Annotated in this window: 14 protein-coding genes and 3 tRNA genes; 11 read left to right on the plus strand and 6 right to left on the minus strand. The window is 62.1% G+C overall.

The features are described 5' to 3' along the window. Positions 1-9 precede the first annotated feature (9 nt). From recJ to JXQ94_RS06380, 8 genes are all read left to right on the plus strand, one after another. Positions 10-1,821, plus strand: coding sequence for a single-stranded-DNA-specific exonuclease RecJ (recJ, locus tag JXQ94_RS06345; RefSeq protein ID WP_421922941.1), 1,812 nt, complete (start codon positions 10-12; stop codon positions 1,819-1,821). A 67-nt stretch (positions 1,822-1,888) separates the two neighbouring features. After that, positions 1,889-1,963: transfer RNA gene (locus tag JXQ94_RS06350), tRNA-Glu, on the plus strand. Between the two features lie 134 nt (positions 1,964-2,097). Continuing rightward, on the plus strand, positions 2,098-2,607 hold the full coding sequence (locus JXQ94_RS06355; protein ID WP_421922942.1) for a 6-pyruvoyl trahydropterin synthase family protein: 510 nt from the start codon (positions 2,098-2,100) through the stop codon (positions 2,605-2,607). A 368-nt stretch (positions 2,608-2,975) separates the two neighbouring features. Further along, entirely contained in the window at positions 2,976-3,464 is a 489-nt protein-coding gene (locus JXQ94_RS06360) for a cold-shock protein (protein WP_421922943.1), read from the plus strand. 88 nt (positions 3,465-3,552) lie between these two features. Continuing rightward, positions 3,553-4,122 (plus strand): DUF192 domain-containing protein, encoded by a 570-nt coding sequence (locus JXQ94_RS06365; protein WP_421922944.1) that lies wholly within the window; start codon positions 3,553-3,555, stop codon positions 4,120-4,122. Between the two features lie 41 nt (positions 4,123-4,163). Continuing rightward, positions 4,164-4,240: transfer RNA gene (locus tag JXQ94_RS06370), tRNA-Pro, on the plus strand. Positions 4,241-4,299: 59 nt separating this feature from the next. Beyond that, positions 4,300-4,605, plus strand: coding sequence for an ETC complex I subunit (locus JXQ94_RS06375; protein WP_421922945.1), 306 nt, complete (start codon positions 4,300-4,302; stop codon positions 4,603-4,605). Between the two features lie 22 nt (positions 4,606-4,627). After that, positions 4,628-4,704, plus strand: a tRNA-Arg gene (locus JXQ94_RS06380). Between the two features lie 61 nt (positions 4,705-4,765). On the opposite strand, the gene metC is transcribed toward JXQ94_RS06380, so the two are convergent. Genes metC through JXQ94_RS06395 form a run of 3 tightly spaced genes read right to left on the minus strand, consistent with a single transcriptional unit; the run spans position 4,766 to position 7,757 of the window. Continuing rightward, positions 4,766-5,923 carry a cystathionine beta-lyase gene (gene metC / locus JXQ94_RS06385; RefSeq protein ID WP_421922946.1) on the minus strand — a complete coding sequence of 386 codons (1,158 nt, stop codon included), beginning with the start codon at positions 5,921-5,923 and terminating at the stop codon, positions 4,766-4,768. After that, positions 5,920-6,750, minus strand: a complete 831-nt coding sequence (locus JXQ94_RS06390; protein ID WP_421922948.1) for a sulfurtransferase — start codon at positions 6,748-6,750, stop codon at positions 5,920-5,922. The genes metC and JXQ94_RS06390 overlap by 4 nt, the downstream gene beginning before the upstream one ends. Then, complete coding sequence (locus tag JXQ94_RS06395; RefSeq protein ID WP_421922949.1) at positions 6,750-7,757, minus strand: cysteine synthase A; 1,008 nt, start codon at positions 7,755-7,757, stop codon at positions 6,750-6,752. The genes JXQ94_RS06390 and JXQ94_RS06395 overlap by 1 nt, the downstream gene beginning before the upstream one ends. A gap of 101 nt (positions 7,758-7,858) precedes the next feature. Between JXQ94_RS06395 and JXQ94_RS06400 the strand changes: the two genes are divergently transcribed. Beyond that, entirely contained in the window at positions 7,859-8,503 is a 645-nt protein-coding gene (locus JXQ94_RS06400) for a DUF6134 family protein (RefSeq protein ID WP_421922950.1), read from the plus strand. 2 nt (positions 8,504-8,505) lie between these two features. On the opposite strand, the gene JXQ94_RS06405 is transcribed toward JXQ94_RS06400, so the two are convergent. Beyond that, positions 8,506-9,993, minus strand: coding sequence for a cryptochrome/photolyase family protein (locus JXQ94_RS06405; RefSeq protein WP_421922951.1), 1,488 nt, complete (start codon positions 9,991-9,993; stop codon positions 8,506-8,508). Between the two features lie 99 nt (positions 9,994-10,092). On the opposite strand from JXQ94_RS06405, the gene kdsA reads away from it, so the two are divergent. Next, the gene (kdsA, locus tag JXQ94_RS06410) at positions 10,093-10,941 is read left to right on the plus strand and encodes a 3-deoxy-8-phosphooctulonate synthase (protein ID WP_295690878.1); all 849 of its coding nucleotides are present in this window, start codon (positions 10,093-10,095) and stop codon (positions 10,939-10,941) included. Positions 10,942-10,950: 9 nt separating this feature from the next. Here the strand turns inward: kdsA and JXQ94_RS06415 are convergent, their stop codons facing one another. Then, complete coding sequence (locus JXQ94_RS06415; protein WP_421922953.1) at positions 10,951-12,153, minus strand: DUF3089 domain-containing protein; 1,203 nt, start codon at positions 12,151-12,153, stop codon at positions 10,951-10,953. Positions 12,154-12,294: 141 nt separating this feature from the next. Between JXQ94_RS06415 and JXQ94_RS06420 the strand changes: the two genes are divergently transcribed. Continuing rightward, positions 12,295-12,957 carry a DUF502 domain-containing protein gene (locus tag JXQ94_RS06420; protein ID WP_295690872.1) on the plus strand — a complete coding sequence of 221 codons (663 nt, stop codon included), beginning with the start codon at positions 12,295-12,297 and terminating at the stop codon, positions 12,955-12,957. Here the strand turns inward: JXQ94_RS06420 and recG are convergent. Beyond that, on the minus strand, positions 12,954-15,038 hold the full coding sequence (recG, locus tag JXQ94_RS06425) for an ATP-dependent DNA helicase RecG (protein ID WP_421922954.1): 2,085 nt from the start codon (positions 15,036-15,038) through the stop codon (positions 12,954-12,956). The genes JXQ94_RS06420 and recG overlap by 4 nt on opposite strands. Between the last annotated feature and the right edge of the window lie 68 nt (positions 15,039-15,106).

Raw genomic sequence — 15,106 nt, forward strand, 5'->3', positions numbered from 1 at the left:
GATGGTGTGATGCGCGACGACAATCCGACACAATCCGGCGGCTCATCTCCACTCCTGGGGGTGAGCCGTTCGCTATCCGGCAAGCGCTGGAGACTGCGCGAGGCGGATGAGGGCGAGATTGTCACCATAGCCCGTCAGCAGGGCGTGCCCGATGCGCTCGCGCGGGTCATGGCGGCCAGGGGTATTACCGCGCAAGGCGCAGCGGGCTATCTCACGCCGCGCTTGCGTGACAGCTTTCCCGACCCCGCCGATTTCGCGGATATGGACAAGGCTGCCCGTCTCGTGTGGGAGGCGATCGAGACGGAACGGCCGATGGCGATTTTCGCCGATTACGATGTCGACGGTGCGACCTCGGCCGCGCAACTCATCCGATATTTCAGGCATTTCGACCAGGATGCGGACATTTACGTGCCGGACCGTGTGGAGGAGGGGTATGGCCCGTCGGGCGAGGCTTTCGAAACGCTGAAAGCGCGCGGGGCGGAGCTCGTCATTACCGTGGATTGCGGCGCGGCCGCCCACGCGGCCCTGGAGCATGCTGCGACCATCGATCTCGACGTCATCGTCATCGACCACCATTTGATGGATGCGGAAATGCCGCCCGCCGCCGCCCTGGTCAATCCCAACCGGGCCGACGACAAATCCGGTTGCGGTCATCTCGCTGCGGCCGGGGTAACTTTTGTATTTCTCGCCGCACTCAATCGCGAAGGCCGTCGACGTGGGGCCATCACGCCTGACAATGAGCCCAATCTGCTCGACTGGATCGATCTGGCCGCCCTCGGCACGATATGTGATGTCGTGCCGCTCACCGGCATCAATCGTGCGATCACCGCCCAGGGCCTGAAGGCGATGACCGGCTGGCGTAATCTCGGTCTGCGAAGTCTGGCCGAAAAGTCGGGCGTGGAAGGTGAGGCGACGACCTATCATGCCGGCTTCCTGATCGGGCCGCGTATCAATGCCGGTGGCCGGGTCGGCAAATCGGATCTCGGCGCTACCTTGCTGACCACCGAGGATGAGGCTGTGGCCCGGCGCATTTCCGATCAACTCGACCGGCTCAACGCCGAGCGTCGCGCCATCGAGGCGGAGGTGTTGGACGCTGCAAGCGCCCAGCTTGAAGCTCAGGCATCGGACCGGGCCATTCTGATTGCTGCCGGCGAGGGCTGGCACCCCGGCGTGATCGGGGTTGTGGCCGGCCGGCTCAAGGAACGTTTCGACAAGCCCGTCATCGTTATCGGGATTGATCGCGAAGCGACACCCCCCGTCGGCAAGGGGTCCGGTCGCTCCGTACCCGGTGTAAATCTCGGCGGTGCAATCGCCGCGGCCCGCGAGGCCGGCCTGCTGCTCTCCGGTGGCGGTCACGCCATGGCCGGGGGGCTCAGCGTCGATCCGGACCGCATAACAGAGCTCGTCGCCGATCTTGACATGCGTCTGGCACCTGAACTCGCAGCCGCAGCCGATGCCATGGCGCTGAAGGCCGATGGTGTCTTGTCGGCCTCCGGGTTCACGCTCGAGCTCGCGCGCATGCTGGAACAGGCTGGTCCTTACGGGCAGGGCAATGCGGAACCGCGCTTTGTCCTGCCAAGGATGCGGGTCAGCTTTGCCAAGCGAGTGGGCACGGATCATGTCCGTTTCACGCTCAGTGATAGCGACAGCCGTCGGGTCGACGGCATTTGCTTTCGCTGTGCCGATACGCCAATTGGCGAGGCCCTGCTGGCTGCGGGCCCGGACTTGTTCCACGCTTTGGGTCGCCTTAAGCTGGACAGCTGGCAAGGCCGGGAACGCGTGCAGCTCCACTTGGAAGACCTCGCAACTGCAGCGGAATGATTTTTTGCAGAAATCCCGCTTGCAAGGATGCTCAGGCTTTTCTATACGACGGCCCTCACATCGCTGCGGTCCCTTCGTCTATCGGTTAGGACGCCAGGTTTTCAACCTGGAAAGAGGGGTTCGATTCCCCTAGGGACTGCCACGATGTCCTCCCCTTACAGATGATGATGCGAGATCAGCCGGTCGCCATGCCCATTGCGCGGGCAGTCAGGGTTTGCCTCTGCGCGGGGCGCGGGCTATAGGCCCACACCGAAACCGAAAGCGGAGCGTACGGGCATGGCCCATCTGTCGACCAAATCCTATGGCAATGAGCGCGGTCTTTCCTGTTGCTCTCGGCAGTGGGCTGCGGACAGCCATTGCGCGCTCCTTCACGGTTATTCCTTCGGCTTCAACTTCGTGTTCGCCGCGGAACAGCTCGACAAGCGGGGCTGGGTGCTGGATTTCGGCAAGGGCGGTTTCGGACCGATCAAGGAGTGGCTGCATGACATGTTCGACCACTCACTGCTGGTTGCGCTTGATGATCCCGAGCGGCCGATGCTTGAAGCGCTCGGCGAGCGCGGCCTGGCCAAGATACGTCTTGTCGAGGGTACGAGCTGTGAGCGTATGGCCGAGCTGGCCTTTCACAAGGCGTCTGAGATCGTGGCCACGGCGACGGGTGGCCGCTGCTGGGTCGAGTCGGTGGAATGTTCCGAGCATGCCTCGAATTCAGCGATCTATCGCTCCGCTGCAGCGGTTGAGCGTTTCGCCCAGACCGAGCGTTTGCAGGCCTCGCTGACCGAAGATTGAGACTCAGCGGTTATCCGGCTCAATGCTCCAAATAAATTGACGTGTTTTGATGTGTTCACGGAGCAAATGCGAGTGCATGGCCGGATGTAGGTGCATAAAAAATTCGCCTGATACGGGAAAAATGCACATTACCGAACTGTCATTGAAAGCGCATCAAGTAGCGTGGAGAAATCTCCAAAACCACAAGATATAGTAGTTGAAGGGGTGCGAATGGCTCGCACTATCAATATTTAGCTCGGCGCCAATATGCCCCAGAGCCGAATTCACCTTCTCTTAACCTATCAATTTGTGTAACAATCTTTCGCTCGAGGGTTGTTTAAGCGAGTGACATTATGGTTTTGGCTCACGAAGTGTTTGAAGACACGGAGATGCTTGAGCTCGAAGGCCGGGTAAAGTGGTACGATCCGGCTCGGGGCTACGGGTTTATCGATGCAAGTGACGGGCAGGGGGACATCCTGCTTCATGCGAGCTGCCTCAGGCGGTTCGGGCAAGGTCCGGCGCTTCCCAACGCGAAAGTGCTTTGCAAGGCGGTCCAGGGCGACAAGGGCCGACAGGCGGTCGAATTGGTTGAGATGGTCGGCGGCGATGCCGAAGCCGAGACGCGACCACGGCGTTTCCATCCTTATGCCGTTACAAACGCGCCTTTCAGCGAGGCCGTGGTGAAATGGTTCGACGCGCTGCGTGGATACGGTTTTGTCACCTGCGACGAGGTCGAGGGTGACGTCTTCCTGCACGCAGCCACTCTGCGGCGCGCGGGGCTGGAAGACATCCAGCCCGGTGATCGCCTCGAGGTTCGCTGTGTCGAGGGCCCCAAGGGCGCGCTGGCCGCGGAGATCAAGGCTGCCGGCGCGGCCTGAGTATCAGGGGCGGGTGACCTGCGTCGCCCGCCGCCTTCCCTTGCGTTTGACCGTTGCGCGCCTACGGGTGCGCGGTTAGCTTGCGGCCATGCGAACCCTGATCCTTTCCAGCCTTCTGGCTCTTGGTCTGGCCGGCGCCGTTTCGGCCCAGCCCGGCACTCCTCAACCTGCTCTTGACCCGACTGCGCAGGATGCGCCGATCATATTCGGTGGTCCCGATGTCGTCCGGATCGACACGGCGAGCGGTGACAGTCATGTCATCATGGCGGAAATCGCGACGACGCTTGACCAAAAGCAGCGCGGGCTGATGTGGCGCGAGAGCATCGAGCCGGGCACGGGCATGTTGTTTGAGTACGCGCCGCCGGAGTCAGCCTCCATGTGGATGCGGAACACGCTGGTGGATCTGGATATTGTTTTCATCGATCCGGAGGGCAGGATTGTGAAGATCATTGCCTACGCCCAGGCCGAATCGCTGCGCAGTCTTGCTGCGGAAGCCAGTGTTTCTGGGGTCTTGGAGCTGGGCGCGGGGCAGGCGATCGAGCTGGGACTGCGTCCGGGTGACAGTGTTCATCACGCCATTTTCGGTAATGATGGCGAGCCGGCAGCGGTCTTGGACGACGACAATGCTGCAGAGGAAAGCCCTGTCGAGGCGCAGTAGGCTTGCCTTAATCGGAACTCGCTTACATAAGGACACTCAGTCGGGGCGTGGCGCAGTCTGGTAGCGCATTCGCTTTGGGAGCGAAGGGTCGCAAGTTCGAATCTTGCCGCCCCGACCATTTGCCGGGCCTTCGCAGGGTCCCGCCCGGCAATGTCGTGATATGATTGGGAGAGACGCATGTTCGCAAAGATCTATCGTCCCGCACGCAATGCGATGCAATCCGGTCGCGGCAAGACCAAAAGATGGGTGCTCGAATTCTCGCCTGAGATGGCCAAGCGCCCCGACCCTCTGATGGGCTGGACCTCGTCCTCGGACATGCGCGGCCAGATCAAGCTGACTTTTGACAGCCAGGAAGATGCCGTGGCCTATGCCAAGCGTCAGGGTATCCCCTTCCAGGTCGTCGAGCCGCACGAACCGAAGCGGTACGCGAAATCCTATGCCGATAATTTCTCGGCCGATCGCAAACAGCCCTGGTCGCACTAGGCGCCTCGCCTGACAGTTTTCAGCTTCCGTAGCTCAACCGGATAGAGCGCCCGCCTTCTAAGCGGATGGTTGCAGGTTCGAGTCCTGCCGGAAGCGCCAGCTTTCCAGCGCACGACAACTCACGCCGCGGCCCCGTCCTGAGCGGGCGGGCTCGTCCGGGTCAGCGTGTGGCCGCGACAGCTGCGAAACCGCGCTCCAGATCGGCGATCAGGTCTTCGGGAGCCTCGAGGCCGATGGAGAGACGAAGCAAGGCGCCGTCATGCCTGTGGTCGGTCTTCGAGCGCTTCAATTGAGGATCGCAGTGGATGGCGAGGCTTTCATAGCCGCCCCAGGAAAAGCCCATGCCGAAGACTTCCAGCGCGTCCAGAAAGCGCTCCGACATCGCCACATCCCAGCCCGGGGCCTCAAAGGCAAATAGACCGCAGGCACCGGTGAAATCGCGCGAGAAAATGGCATGGTCCGGATGATCCGGGCGGGCCGGGTGTCGAATGGGCCCGACCTCTGGCCGGGTGGCGAGCCAATCGGCGATGGCCAGGCTGCTGGCAGCGCTGCGCTCCATGCGGACCGCCATCGAACGCAGACCGCGCAAGGCGAGATAGGCATCGTCCGGCCCGGTGTGGAAACCGAAGGCGCGCTCGGTGGTTTGCAGTCTCTGGAACAAGGTCTCGTCGCGCGCGACGACAGCGCCCATGAGAAGATCGGAATGCCCGCCCACATATTTGGTCAGGGCCTGGACCGCGTAATCGACGCCAAGCTGAAGCGGTTTGAAAGTCAGGCCGGCGCTCCAGGTATCGTCGATGATCGTGGTGACACCCTTGTCCCGGGCGACTTTCGCGATCGCCGGCACGTCCTGCATTTCCATCGTCAGGGAGCCCGGGCTTTCCAGCAGGATGGCCTGGGTTTTGTCGGTGATAAGGTCACCGATCTCGGCGCCCATGCGCGGCGCGAAGAAACGAGTTGAGATTCCATAGCGCGACAACTGGGTCAGCAGGAAATTGCGGACAGGCCCGTAGATACAGTCGGCGGCCAGGACTTCTCCGCCAGCCTCGGTCGCGGCAAGGATGGACAGCGTATTGGCCATCAGCCCGGACGAGGTGAGGGCAGCGCCCGCTCCCCCCTGCAATTGGGTGAGCGCCGTGCGCAAGGCGTCATGCGTCTCCAGACCGACCCGGCCATAATGCTTGCGACCTGGCGGGAAGTCGTAGAGAGCGGCGGCCGACGGCGCCAACATCGTCGATCCCCGCGCGACGGAAGGATTGACCTGTCCGCGCTCATCATGCGGTCGGCCCAGGCGGGTGAGGCGGGTATCGTCTTTCATGGCGCGGCGCGTCCCGTTTCGATTTCGGTGTCGGGACAGCTGCCCCATTCGCTCCAGGATCCGTCATAGACGGCGGAATCGTATCCCAGACAATCCAGTGCCAGCGAAACAATGCAAGCCGTGACCCCAGAGCCGCAGCTCGTGATAGCCGGCCGGTCCGGATCAAATCCGGCTCGGGTGAAGAGGGTTTCCTCGACCCGGAGCTTCCCCTCCGGCGTCAGCAAGGTCGTGTAGGGCAGGTTTCGCGCGCCAGGCATATGCCCACCTCGCATGTCCGGGCGCGGTTCGGGTATACGCGCCGCAAAACGGGCCTTGCCGCGGGAATCCAGGATCTGGCTCCGTCCGGATTCGACCGCCGCGATGACACTGTCCCGGTCCGCGAGGCGGTCTGGCATCAGGGCCGCCTCGAAATCACCGTCCGTCCAGCTCGATGCTGGCCGGTCTGCGACCGGCCCCGACGCGGCTATCCAGGCCGGCAGGCCGCCGTCAAGAACGGCGACATTCTCATGTCCCATGACGCGGAACATCCACCAGACCCGGGCGGCGCTGAACAGGCCGAACCGGTCATAGACGATCAGCTTGCTGGCACCATTGATCCCCAGCTTGCGGGCGTGACGGGTAAACTCCGGGGCCGTCGGCAACATGTGCGGCAGCGGGTTGGCAGTGTCCTTGACGGTATCGATATCGAACGGACGAGCGCCGGGAATATATCCATCTGCCCCATCCTGTGGCCCCGCTGGGAAGGTCCAGCTGCCATCCAGGAAGATTGTGTCGGGGTCGGACAGCCGCGAAATTGCCGCGCTGGCGTGGATCAGGCTTTTGCACATCAGGCGAGCCAGGCCGGTACGGGCAGACCTTTTTCGCGCAGGAAATCCGGATTGTAGAGTTTGGATTGGTAGCGTGCGCCGTGATCACAAAGAATCGTCACGATCGTATGGCCCGGCCCCAGATCGCGCGCCATGTGCATGGCGCCGGCGATATTGATCCCGGAAGATCCGCCCAGACACAGCCCTTCCTTCTGGGTCAGGTCGAAAATGATCGGCAGGGCCTCTTCATCCCGAATACGATAGGCGCGGTCGACCCGGATCCCCTCGAGATTGGCTGTCACCCGGCTCTGGCCGATTCCTTCCGTGATCGACGTGCCTTCAGCCTTGAGCTCGCCATCCTTGAAGAACCCGTAGAGGGCCGCGCCGCCCGGCTCGGCAATCCCAATTTGGACATTCTCCCGCTTGGCCTTCAGGCCCTGGGAAAGGCCGCCGAGCGTGCCTCCGGATCCAACGGCACAGATGAAGCCATCCAACTTGCCCTCGGTCTGGTCCCAGATTTCTTGCGCCGTTGTGGCAGCGTGGAAATCGCGATTGGCGGTATTGTCGAACTGGTTGGCCCAGATCGCACCATTGGGTTCGCTCTCATTCAGCTCGGCAGCCAGCGTGCCGGAATAGCGAGCATAATGATTGGGATTGGCGTAGGGCACAGCATCCACTTCGATCAACTCGGCCCCGAGCAATCGAATGGCATCCTTCTTCTCTTTGGACTGGGTGCGTGGAAAGACAATCACGACCCGATAGCCGAGGGCCGCTCCAACGAGGGCCAGACCGATCCCGGTATTGCCGGCCGTGCCTTCCACAATCGTGCCGCCAGGGCGCAGCGCACCACTGGCTTCCGCTGCGCGAACAATGCCCAGAGCTGCGCGATCCTTGATGGATCCGCCCGGATTGAGAAACTCCGCCTTGCCGAGGATTTCGCACCCCGTGGCGTTCGAGGCGGCGTTCAATCGTATCAGCGGGGTATGGCCGATCAGGTCTATAACGCTGCGGGCAGGTTGCACGGGCAAGTCTCCTTGGCTGGGGCTGACCAGTCTCAGTTGGTGTCGCGGATGGAAAAGAAAATGGCAAGGCCTGCAATCCGGATCCTGCTTCAGCGCGTAGTTCAATCATGACCCGCCATACTTCAATGCTTCAAGCCATCCCGCTCGCCCTCGCCATGGTCAACCTTGCGACGCCTGGCGCGCTTGCTGACACGCCGGATGACGTCACCTTTGATGTGTTCCGGAACGGTTCGCCCTTCGGTGAACACCGCGTTGAGTTCTCCGAGCGACCCGATGGACGGATGGAAGTTGAGATCGATATCGGTCTGCGGGTCGGTTTCGGACCGGTGACCGTCTTTCGCTATGAGCATGAATCCGAGGAGGTCTGGGACGGAGGCGAGCTGGTCTCGCTGACGGCCTCGACGCTGAAGGATGGTGATCGCACTCGTTACGCGCTTTCTCGTGATGAAGAGGGGCGTTTGATCTCGCAGGACGGCTTGATCGAAGACCTGGTCCCCTCCAGTCACTGGTCAGGCTATATGGCGGGCCTGCCGGCTGTGCTCAACACCGAGACCGGCGAGCCAATGGACGTCACGATCGAGGATCTGGGCATGGACCGGATCGAGACCGGGAGTGGTCTGATCGACGCCCGTCGCTACCGGATGACCGGCTCCGTCACGGTCGACCTTTGGTATGACGCAGAGGGCCGCTGGGTGGGCTGTGCCTTCTCTATCCGCGGCCAGAATATCGTCTACCGCCTTCGCGATAGCTGAGTTCAGGAGGCCGCGTCCGCCTCGGCTGCCGCGCTCGCGGCGCGTTCTTTCATGTGCTGATAAGCGGCCAGAGCGCTCTCGCGTCCCAGCTTCAGATCGACGATCGGGTGCGGATAGGTCTTGCCGAGTGTCACACCGGCCATGGCGAGAATACCATCCGGCTGCTCCCAGGGTGCATGGATCGCCTTGCTGCCGAGTTCGGCCAGCTCCGGAACCCAGCGTCTCACATACGCGCCGTTCGGGTCGAATTTTACGCCCTGGCTTACCGGATTGAATACCCGAAAATAGGGGGCCGCATCGGCGCCGGATCCGGCGACCCATTGCCAACTCGCTGCATTCACATTGAGGTCGGCATCGACCAGGGTATCTTCGAACCAGACCATGCCGTCGCGCCAGTGAACGCCGAGATGCTTGATCAGGTAGGACGCGACGATCATCCGGGTGCGGTTGTGCATCCAGCCCGTCTGCCAGAGCTGGCGCATCGCCGCATCAATGATGGGCACGCCGGTCTGCCCGCGCTTCCACGCCGCCAGCCCGTCATCATTCTTGCGCCATGGAAAATGATCGAACTGGCGGTTGAAATTGGCCTCTCTCAAATCGCCGAAATGGAATGCGAGATAGAGGGCGAAGTCGCGCCAACCGACTTCTGAGAGGAATTTTTCCATCGGCTGGAACGCGCCACCGCGTTCGGCGTGATCACGGGCCCGATGCCACACGGTTCTCGGTGAAATCTCACCCCAGGCGAAATGTGGGGAAAGGCGTGATGTGCCTTCGCGGTCGGGGCGGTCGCGATCCGTGGGGTACGCGCTCATGGGACCGCGGAGGAAGGCGTCGAGCTTGGCGTGGGCACCCGCCTCGCCAGGCGACCAGTCCCGCTCAAAGCCACGGGCCCAATTGGGGCGGCTGGGCAACAGGCCCCAATCCTCCAGCGCCTCGCTGGCGACCTCTCTACCTTTGATCAGCCGTGTGGGCGCAGGCAAGGGCGCGCGCGGATCAAGGGTCCGCAGCGCCGCCTTCCAGAACGGCGTGAAAACGCGATAGGGCTTGTCGGACCCATTGAGATGACAGGCCGGGTTGATGAGTGTGCTGCCTCGAAATGCGCGAGGCTTTATCCCCAAGCCCTCTAGCTTTGTGGCGAGACGTCTGTCGCGCGCATCAATCTCGGGCCGGTCGGCGCGGTTCCAGTAGACTTCGCCACATGCTGCTTCGCGAGCCAGGGCAGGCAATATGTCGGCTGGATCACCGCTCCGCAGGATCAGGCGTGCGCCGCGTGCCGACAAGTCTTCGGCGAGGCGTTCGAGGGAGTGGTGCAGCCACCAGCGTGAAGCGGCGCCCGGGGCCGTTGCTGTTTCCCCCTCGGTTTCATGGATGAACACGCAGACAAGGTTATGCCCGCTGCGAACTGCGGCATGAAGCGCCGGATTATCAAGGATGCGAAGGTCTCGCCGAAACCAGAGGAGGGCGGTATCGGTGGCGCTGGAACTTGCCATTCTTGTCCTGTCGCTCAATAAGGGCCTTGTCTCGCTACGTCATCGATCCGATATCGGATCAGTCGAGCGACAGCATTCGCGTCCACAAGGAGAGCCCGCGTGAGCCAGGTCAATTCCGTCATTTCCATCCCGCGTCCCGGTCGCAATCCGATCGAGATCGGCAATGACCGCAAACTCACGATGATTGCGGGGCCGTGCCAGCTTGAAAGCCGCCAGCATGGGTTGGAGGTTTCGGCTCAATTGCGTGAGATCGCCGATCGTCTGGATGTCGGCCTGATCTACAAGACCTCCTTCGACAAGGCGAACCGCACCAGTATCAAGGCGCAACGCGGCCTCGGCCTTGAGGCTTCACTCCCGGTCTTTGCAGAGATCCGCGAGACGAGCGGACTGCCAGTGCTGACGGATGTGCATTCCGAAGAGCAGGCGCGGATCGCCGCTCAGGCGGTCGACATTCTCCAAATCCCGGCCTTCCTCTGCCGTCAGACCGACCTCTTGATTGCGGCGGCCGAGACGGGCAAGCCAATCAACGTCAAGAAGGGCCAATTCCTGGCGCCCTGGGACATGAAAAATGTGATCGAGAAGATCGCGGCGGCGGGAAATCCCAATATCATGGCGTGTGAGCGCGGCGCCAGCTTTGGCTATAACACTCTGGTATCGGACATGCGCTCGCTGCCGATCATGGCGCAGTTTGGCGCACCGGTGGTCTTCGATGCGACCCACTCGGTCCAGCAGCCCGGCGGTCAAGGTGCGTCTTCGGGTGGTCAGCGCGAGTTTGTGCCGACCCTGGCCCGCGCAGCGGTGTCGATCGGTGTCGCCGCTGTCTTCATGGAAACGCATCCGGATCCTGACAACGCGCCATCCGATGGCCCGAATATGGTGCCGCTTGATCAATTCGAGGCTCTGGTGAAGCGCCTGCTGGAATTCGACGCGCTCGCGAAAGGGCTGTAGCCAGCCGGCTCAGAACTCGCGCCGGTCCGGGATCGGGACAACAGGCGCATCCTCGACATCCTCGACGCTCTCGAGAGGCGGCGCCCAGCGACGTTCTTCTTGCAGGATACTGATCAGCGTAAAGGCGCGTTGGGCGGCATCCAGGCGCAAGTCCTCGTAGAAGAGGTTGAAGGGCGGCTCCCTGAAGTCCTCGGCTAGGCGATTCGGCCTTTGCAGGTCACGGTGACGGGGCTCGTCGACAAAAAGGATCCCGTCTGCGCACTGCGCGCCTGTCTGTCCGGGGATCGGAGCGGGCGTCGTATCCGGCGGCAAGCCTTCAGCGGCCACACCGCCGCGATGCTGACGCGCCGAGGCATATTCACTGGTCCGCGTGCCCAGGACCGGATTGATGCACAACAGACCCCGTCCTTCCACAAAGGCCAGATTGCGATCCGGGGTCCAGCTCATCGTGCGTTCGGTGAGAATGCGAATTCGGTCAGATTCCTCTGTCTGTGCATAGGAATAGGCAAAGACACAGCGAACATCTTCCGCCGTTTCGCAGGGCGGTATGTCGGCAAGCGCGTCAGAGAACAAGTCGAGCGGGACAGGTGCGTCAATGATATAGGCAGCCACCAACCGGCTGCGAAGCGTTTGATCCCGCGCGAAGCGGTCGATCAACAAGCCGAGCGCGTGAAACCCGCCCTGGCCGACGCCAGAGAGAATGATTGGACGATCGGGGCCGATGTCTTCCAGAAAAGCGTCGAGGGCCCGCGCGACATCCTCATGGGCAAACAGGCGAGCCTGAACGCTGTCCTCCCGGTTGTTCATGAAGGCGTAGAGCGCGGCCTGCCGGTAGCGTGGCGCAAACAGGACGCCGGAACGCGCGAAGGGGGCCGCGTAATTGGGCAGAGCGATATCGATGACCTGGCGATTTGCGCTTTCCTTGTCGAGCGCCCCATTCCAGTTGGCACCGCCGGAATAGGTGGTCGGATGGACGAAGAAGACTGCAGCTTCATCGGGATCGCTGAAAGCGCCCTGCGCGAACCACGCGTCCGCTGCGGCGTAATCTGCCGGCGGGGGGGGGCTATAGGTCTGGAATGGTTCTCCGGGGTCCTGGAACGTCTGGAAAATCTGGTCGCGTAGCAACCAGCCAGCCAGAGCCGCAACGACCAAGACGCCGAGGCTCCCGGCGACGATCATCCAGCGCGCGATCGAGATCGGATTGGCGAGCATGTCGAGGCTTTTCCTTGTAACGCGAACTGCGTGTGAAGATCGTGCAGCGGCGATTGGCGACCGATTGGGCTTACCCTATGCTGACACGGCTGCCGGGGGGTAGTGTTTACGCCGATCCGGCGTCATCTGAACGGGAGCGCCATGTTTCGCTGGCTTCGCAACAGTTTCCTCACCGGTATTGTGATCGCCACACCACTGGGCGTGACCTTCTATCTCATCGTGTCATTCGTCGGCTTCGTCGACAATGTGGTCAAGCCCCTGATCCCGGCCCGCTACAATCCGGAAACCTATCTGCCGGCGGATTTCACCATTCCCGGGCTTGGGGTTCTGATCGCGGTCATCCTGCTGACGGCCCTCGGCGCACTGGCCGCGAATATCTTCGGACGAACCCTGATCGGGATTGGTGACCGCATTCTCAATGGTGTTCCGCTGGTCCGGAATGTCTATGGCGCGCTGAAGCAGATCATGGAAACGGTGTTCTCCGGAAAGGCCAATTCCTTCAAGGAAGTGGTGCTGATCGAATACCCGATGAAAGGTCTTTATGTTGTCGCGTTCGTATCGGCCGAAGGGCAGGGCGACCTCAAGCACAAGATTTCCGATGACGTGGTGGCACTTTTCGTTCCGACCACGCCCAATCCGACATCGGGTTTCCTGCTTTACACGCCGCGAGCCAATACGATCCATGTCGACATGACGGTGGAGGAAGCGGCCAAGCTGATCATTTCCTTTGGAATGGTGACGCCCGACAAACTGCCGGATGAGGTCCGGGCAAAATTACCGGACGAAATCACCAAACCTCACTAGCCCGAGCGCAGGAAGCGAACGCCCTGGTCATGATCGAACAGGTAAAGGAGGGTGCGCAGCGCATCGCCCTGTTCGCCTTTGAGTTCGGGGTCCTGGTTAACGATCAGACGGGCATGGTCATTGGCAATCTCGATCAGCGCCGCATGTTGCTCGATATCGGCAAGCCTGAACTCCGGCAGTCCGCTTTGGCGCAAACCAAGCGGGTCGCCGGCCCCGCGCAAGCGCCAGTCCTCTTCTGCGATCCGGAAGCCGTCATCCGTCTCGCGCATCATCTCAAGACGGGCCCGTGCTGTATCGCCCAGGGGGCCCTTGTAGAGAAGAAGACAGGATGAGGGTTTCTCACCCCGTCCCACCCGGCCGCGCAACTGATGCAGCTGGGCCAGCCCGAAACGCTCGGCATGCTCGATGATCATGACTGTGGCATCCGGCGCATCCACGCCCACCTCGATGACCGTGGTGGCGACCAGGATATCCATTTCGCCAGCCCTGAAGGCGGTCGCAACGGCTTCTTTCTCGGCGGGCTTCATTCGGCCATGCAGCAGACCGACCCGGTCATCGCCGAGGGCGGCGCGCAAATGTCGCCATCGATCCTCGGCCGCCGACAGCTCGGACATCTCGCTTTCCTCAACCAGCGGGCAGACCCAGTAAACCCGGTCTCCGCGACCGATTGCCCGGCGGACGCCCTCGACGACTTCATCCAGGCGATCCATCGACGCCAGGCGGGTCTCCGGCGGGATGCGGCCGGCCGGCTTTTCATCCAGCCGGGAGACATCCAGGTCGCCATACACTGCGAGCGAAAGCGTGCGCGGAATCGGCGTCGCAGTCATGACAAGCGTGTCGGGGCGTTGTCCCTTGGATGTCAGTCGCAGACGATCTGAGACCCCGAACCGGTGCTGCTCATCGATAACGACCAGGCCGAGGTCCGCGAATTCGATCCCGTCCTGGAAGAGGGCATGGGTGCCGCAAACGATATCCACATGGCCCTGCGACATGCGTTCGAGCAGGGCTGCGCGGGTTTTCCCCTTGTCGCGCCCCGTCAGCGCGATGACGGAAAGCCCTGCTGGTTCGAGCATCTCTGTCAGGGTCCTGGCATGCTGCCGTGCGAGGATTTCAGTTGGTGCCATGATTGCCGTCTGCACACCGGCGCCGGCGGCCTGGGCGGCGGCGAGGGCGGCAACGAATGTTTTGCCCGCTCCGACATCCCCATGGAGGAGGCGCGTCATGCGGGCATCGGAGACCATGTCACGACGGATATCCTCAAAGGCCCGTAGCTGGGCCCCGGTCGGTTTGAACGGCGCCGTGGCAAGGAGTTTGTCGACGGCCGCCGATGACCCCGCCAATGCGCGACCGGATTGGGCCCGTCGGCTCGCCCGGACTATTTGCAGGGCCAGTTGGCGGGCAAAAATCTCGTCAAAGGCGAGGCGTTCACGCTCTGGGGCGCCAGCCTCGAGTGACTGCGCCGACTCCGGTGCATGCAAGGCTTTCAAAGCGGGTTTGAAGGCCGGCCAGGCGTGCTCGCCGCACACATCACCCGGGATCCACTCAGGAAGCGTGGGCAGGAGCGTAAGGGCACCATCGATGGCACGGCGCATGACCTTGGCGGTCAGCCCGGCGGTGAGGGGGTAAACCGGCTCAATGAGCGCCATCTCTCCCGCAGCATCTTCCGTGACAACCAGATCCGGGTGCACGATCTGGATTTCCGAACCGAAACGCTCCGCCTTGCCGGAAATCACCCGTGTTTCGCCTTCGGGCAGGAGCTTGGACAAGTAGTCGCGTCGCGCGTGAAAGAAAATCAGGTGGAGGAAACCCGTCTCATCGCGGCATCGCACCTTGTAGGGCTGGCCCTGGCGTTGGGCCGGGAGATGCGACTCCACGATTACGGTCAGCGTGACGATTTCACCCGTCGGCGCGTCCATGATCGGCACCCGCCGCGTCCGATCGACCAGCCCGGTTGGCGGTGTGAACAGGACATCACGGATCCGACTGCCGCAAACTTTCTCAACCAGGGTCGCGAGCCGCGGACCGATTCCGGGCAGTTTGGTGACATCCTGGAAGAGTGGAAAGAGAATCTCTGGGCGCATGATTTGCACCTTATCGGTAAGTTGTGCGGCTGCCACCGGTCGACGGCGGCGATAGGGGGGACTATATG

This window comes from Maricaulis maris (assembly GCF_049116555.1).
Taxonomy (GTDB): domain Bacteria; phylum Pseudomonadota; class Alphaproteobacteria; order Caulobacterales; family Maricaulaceae; genus Maricaulis; species Maricaulis maris_C.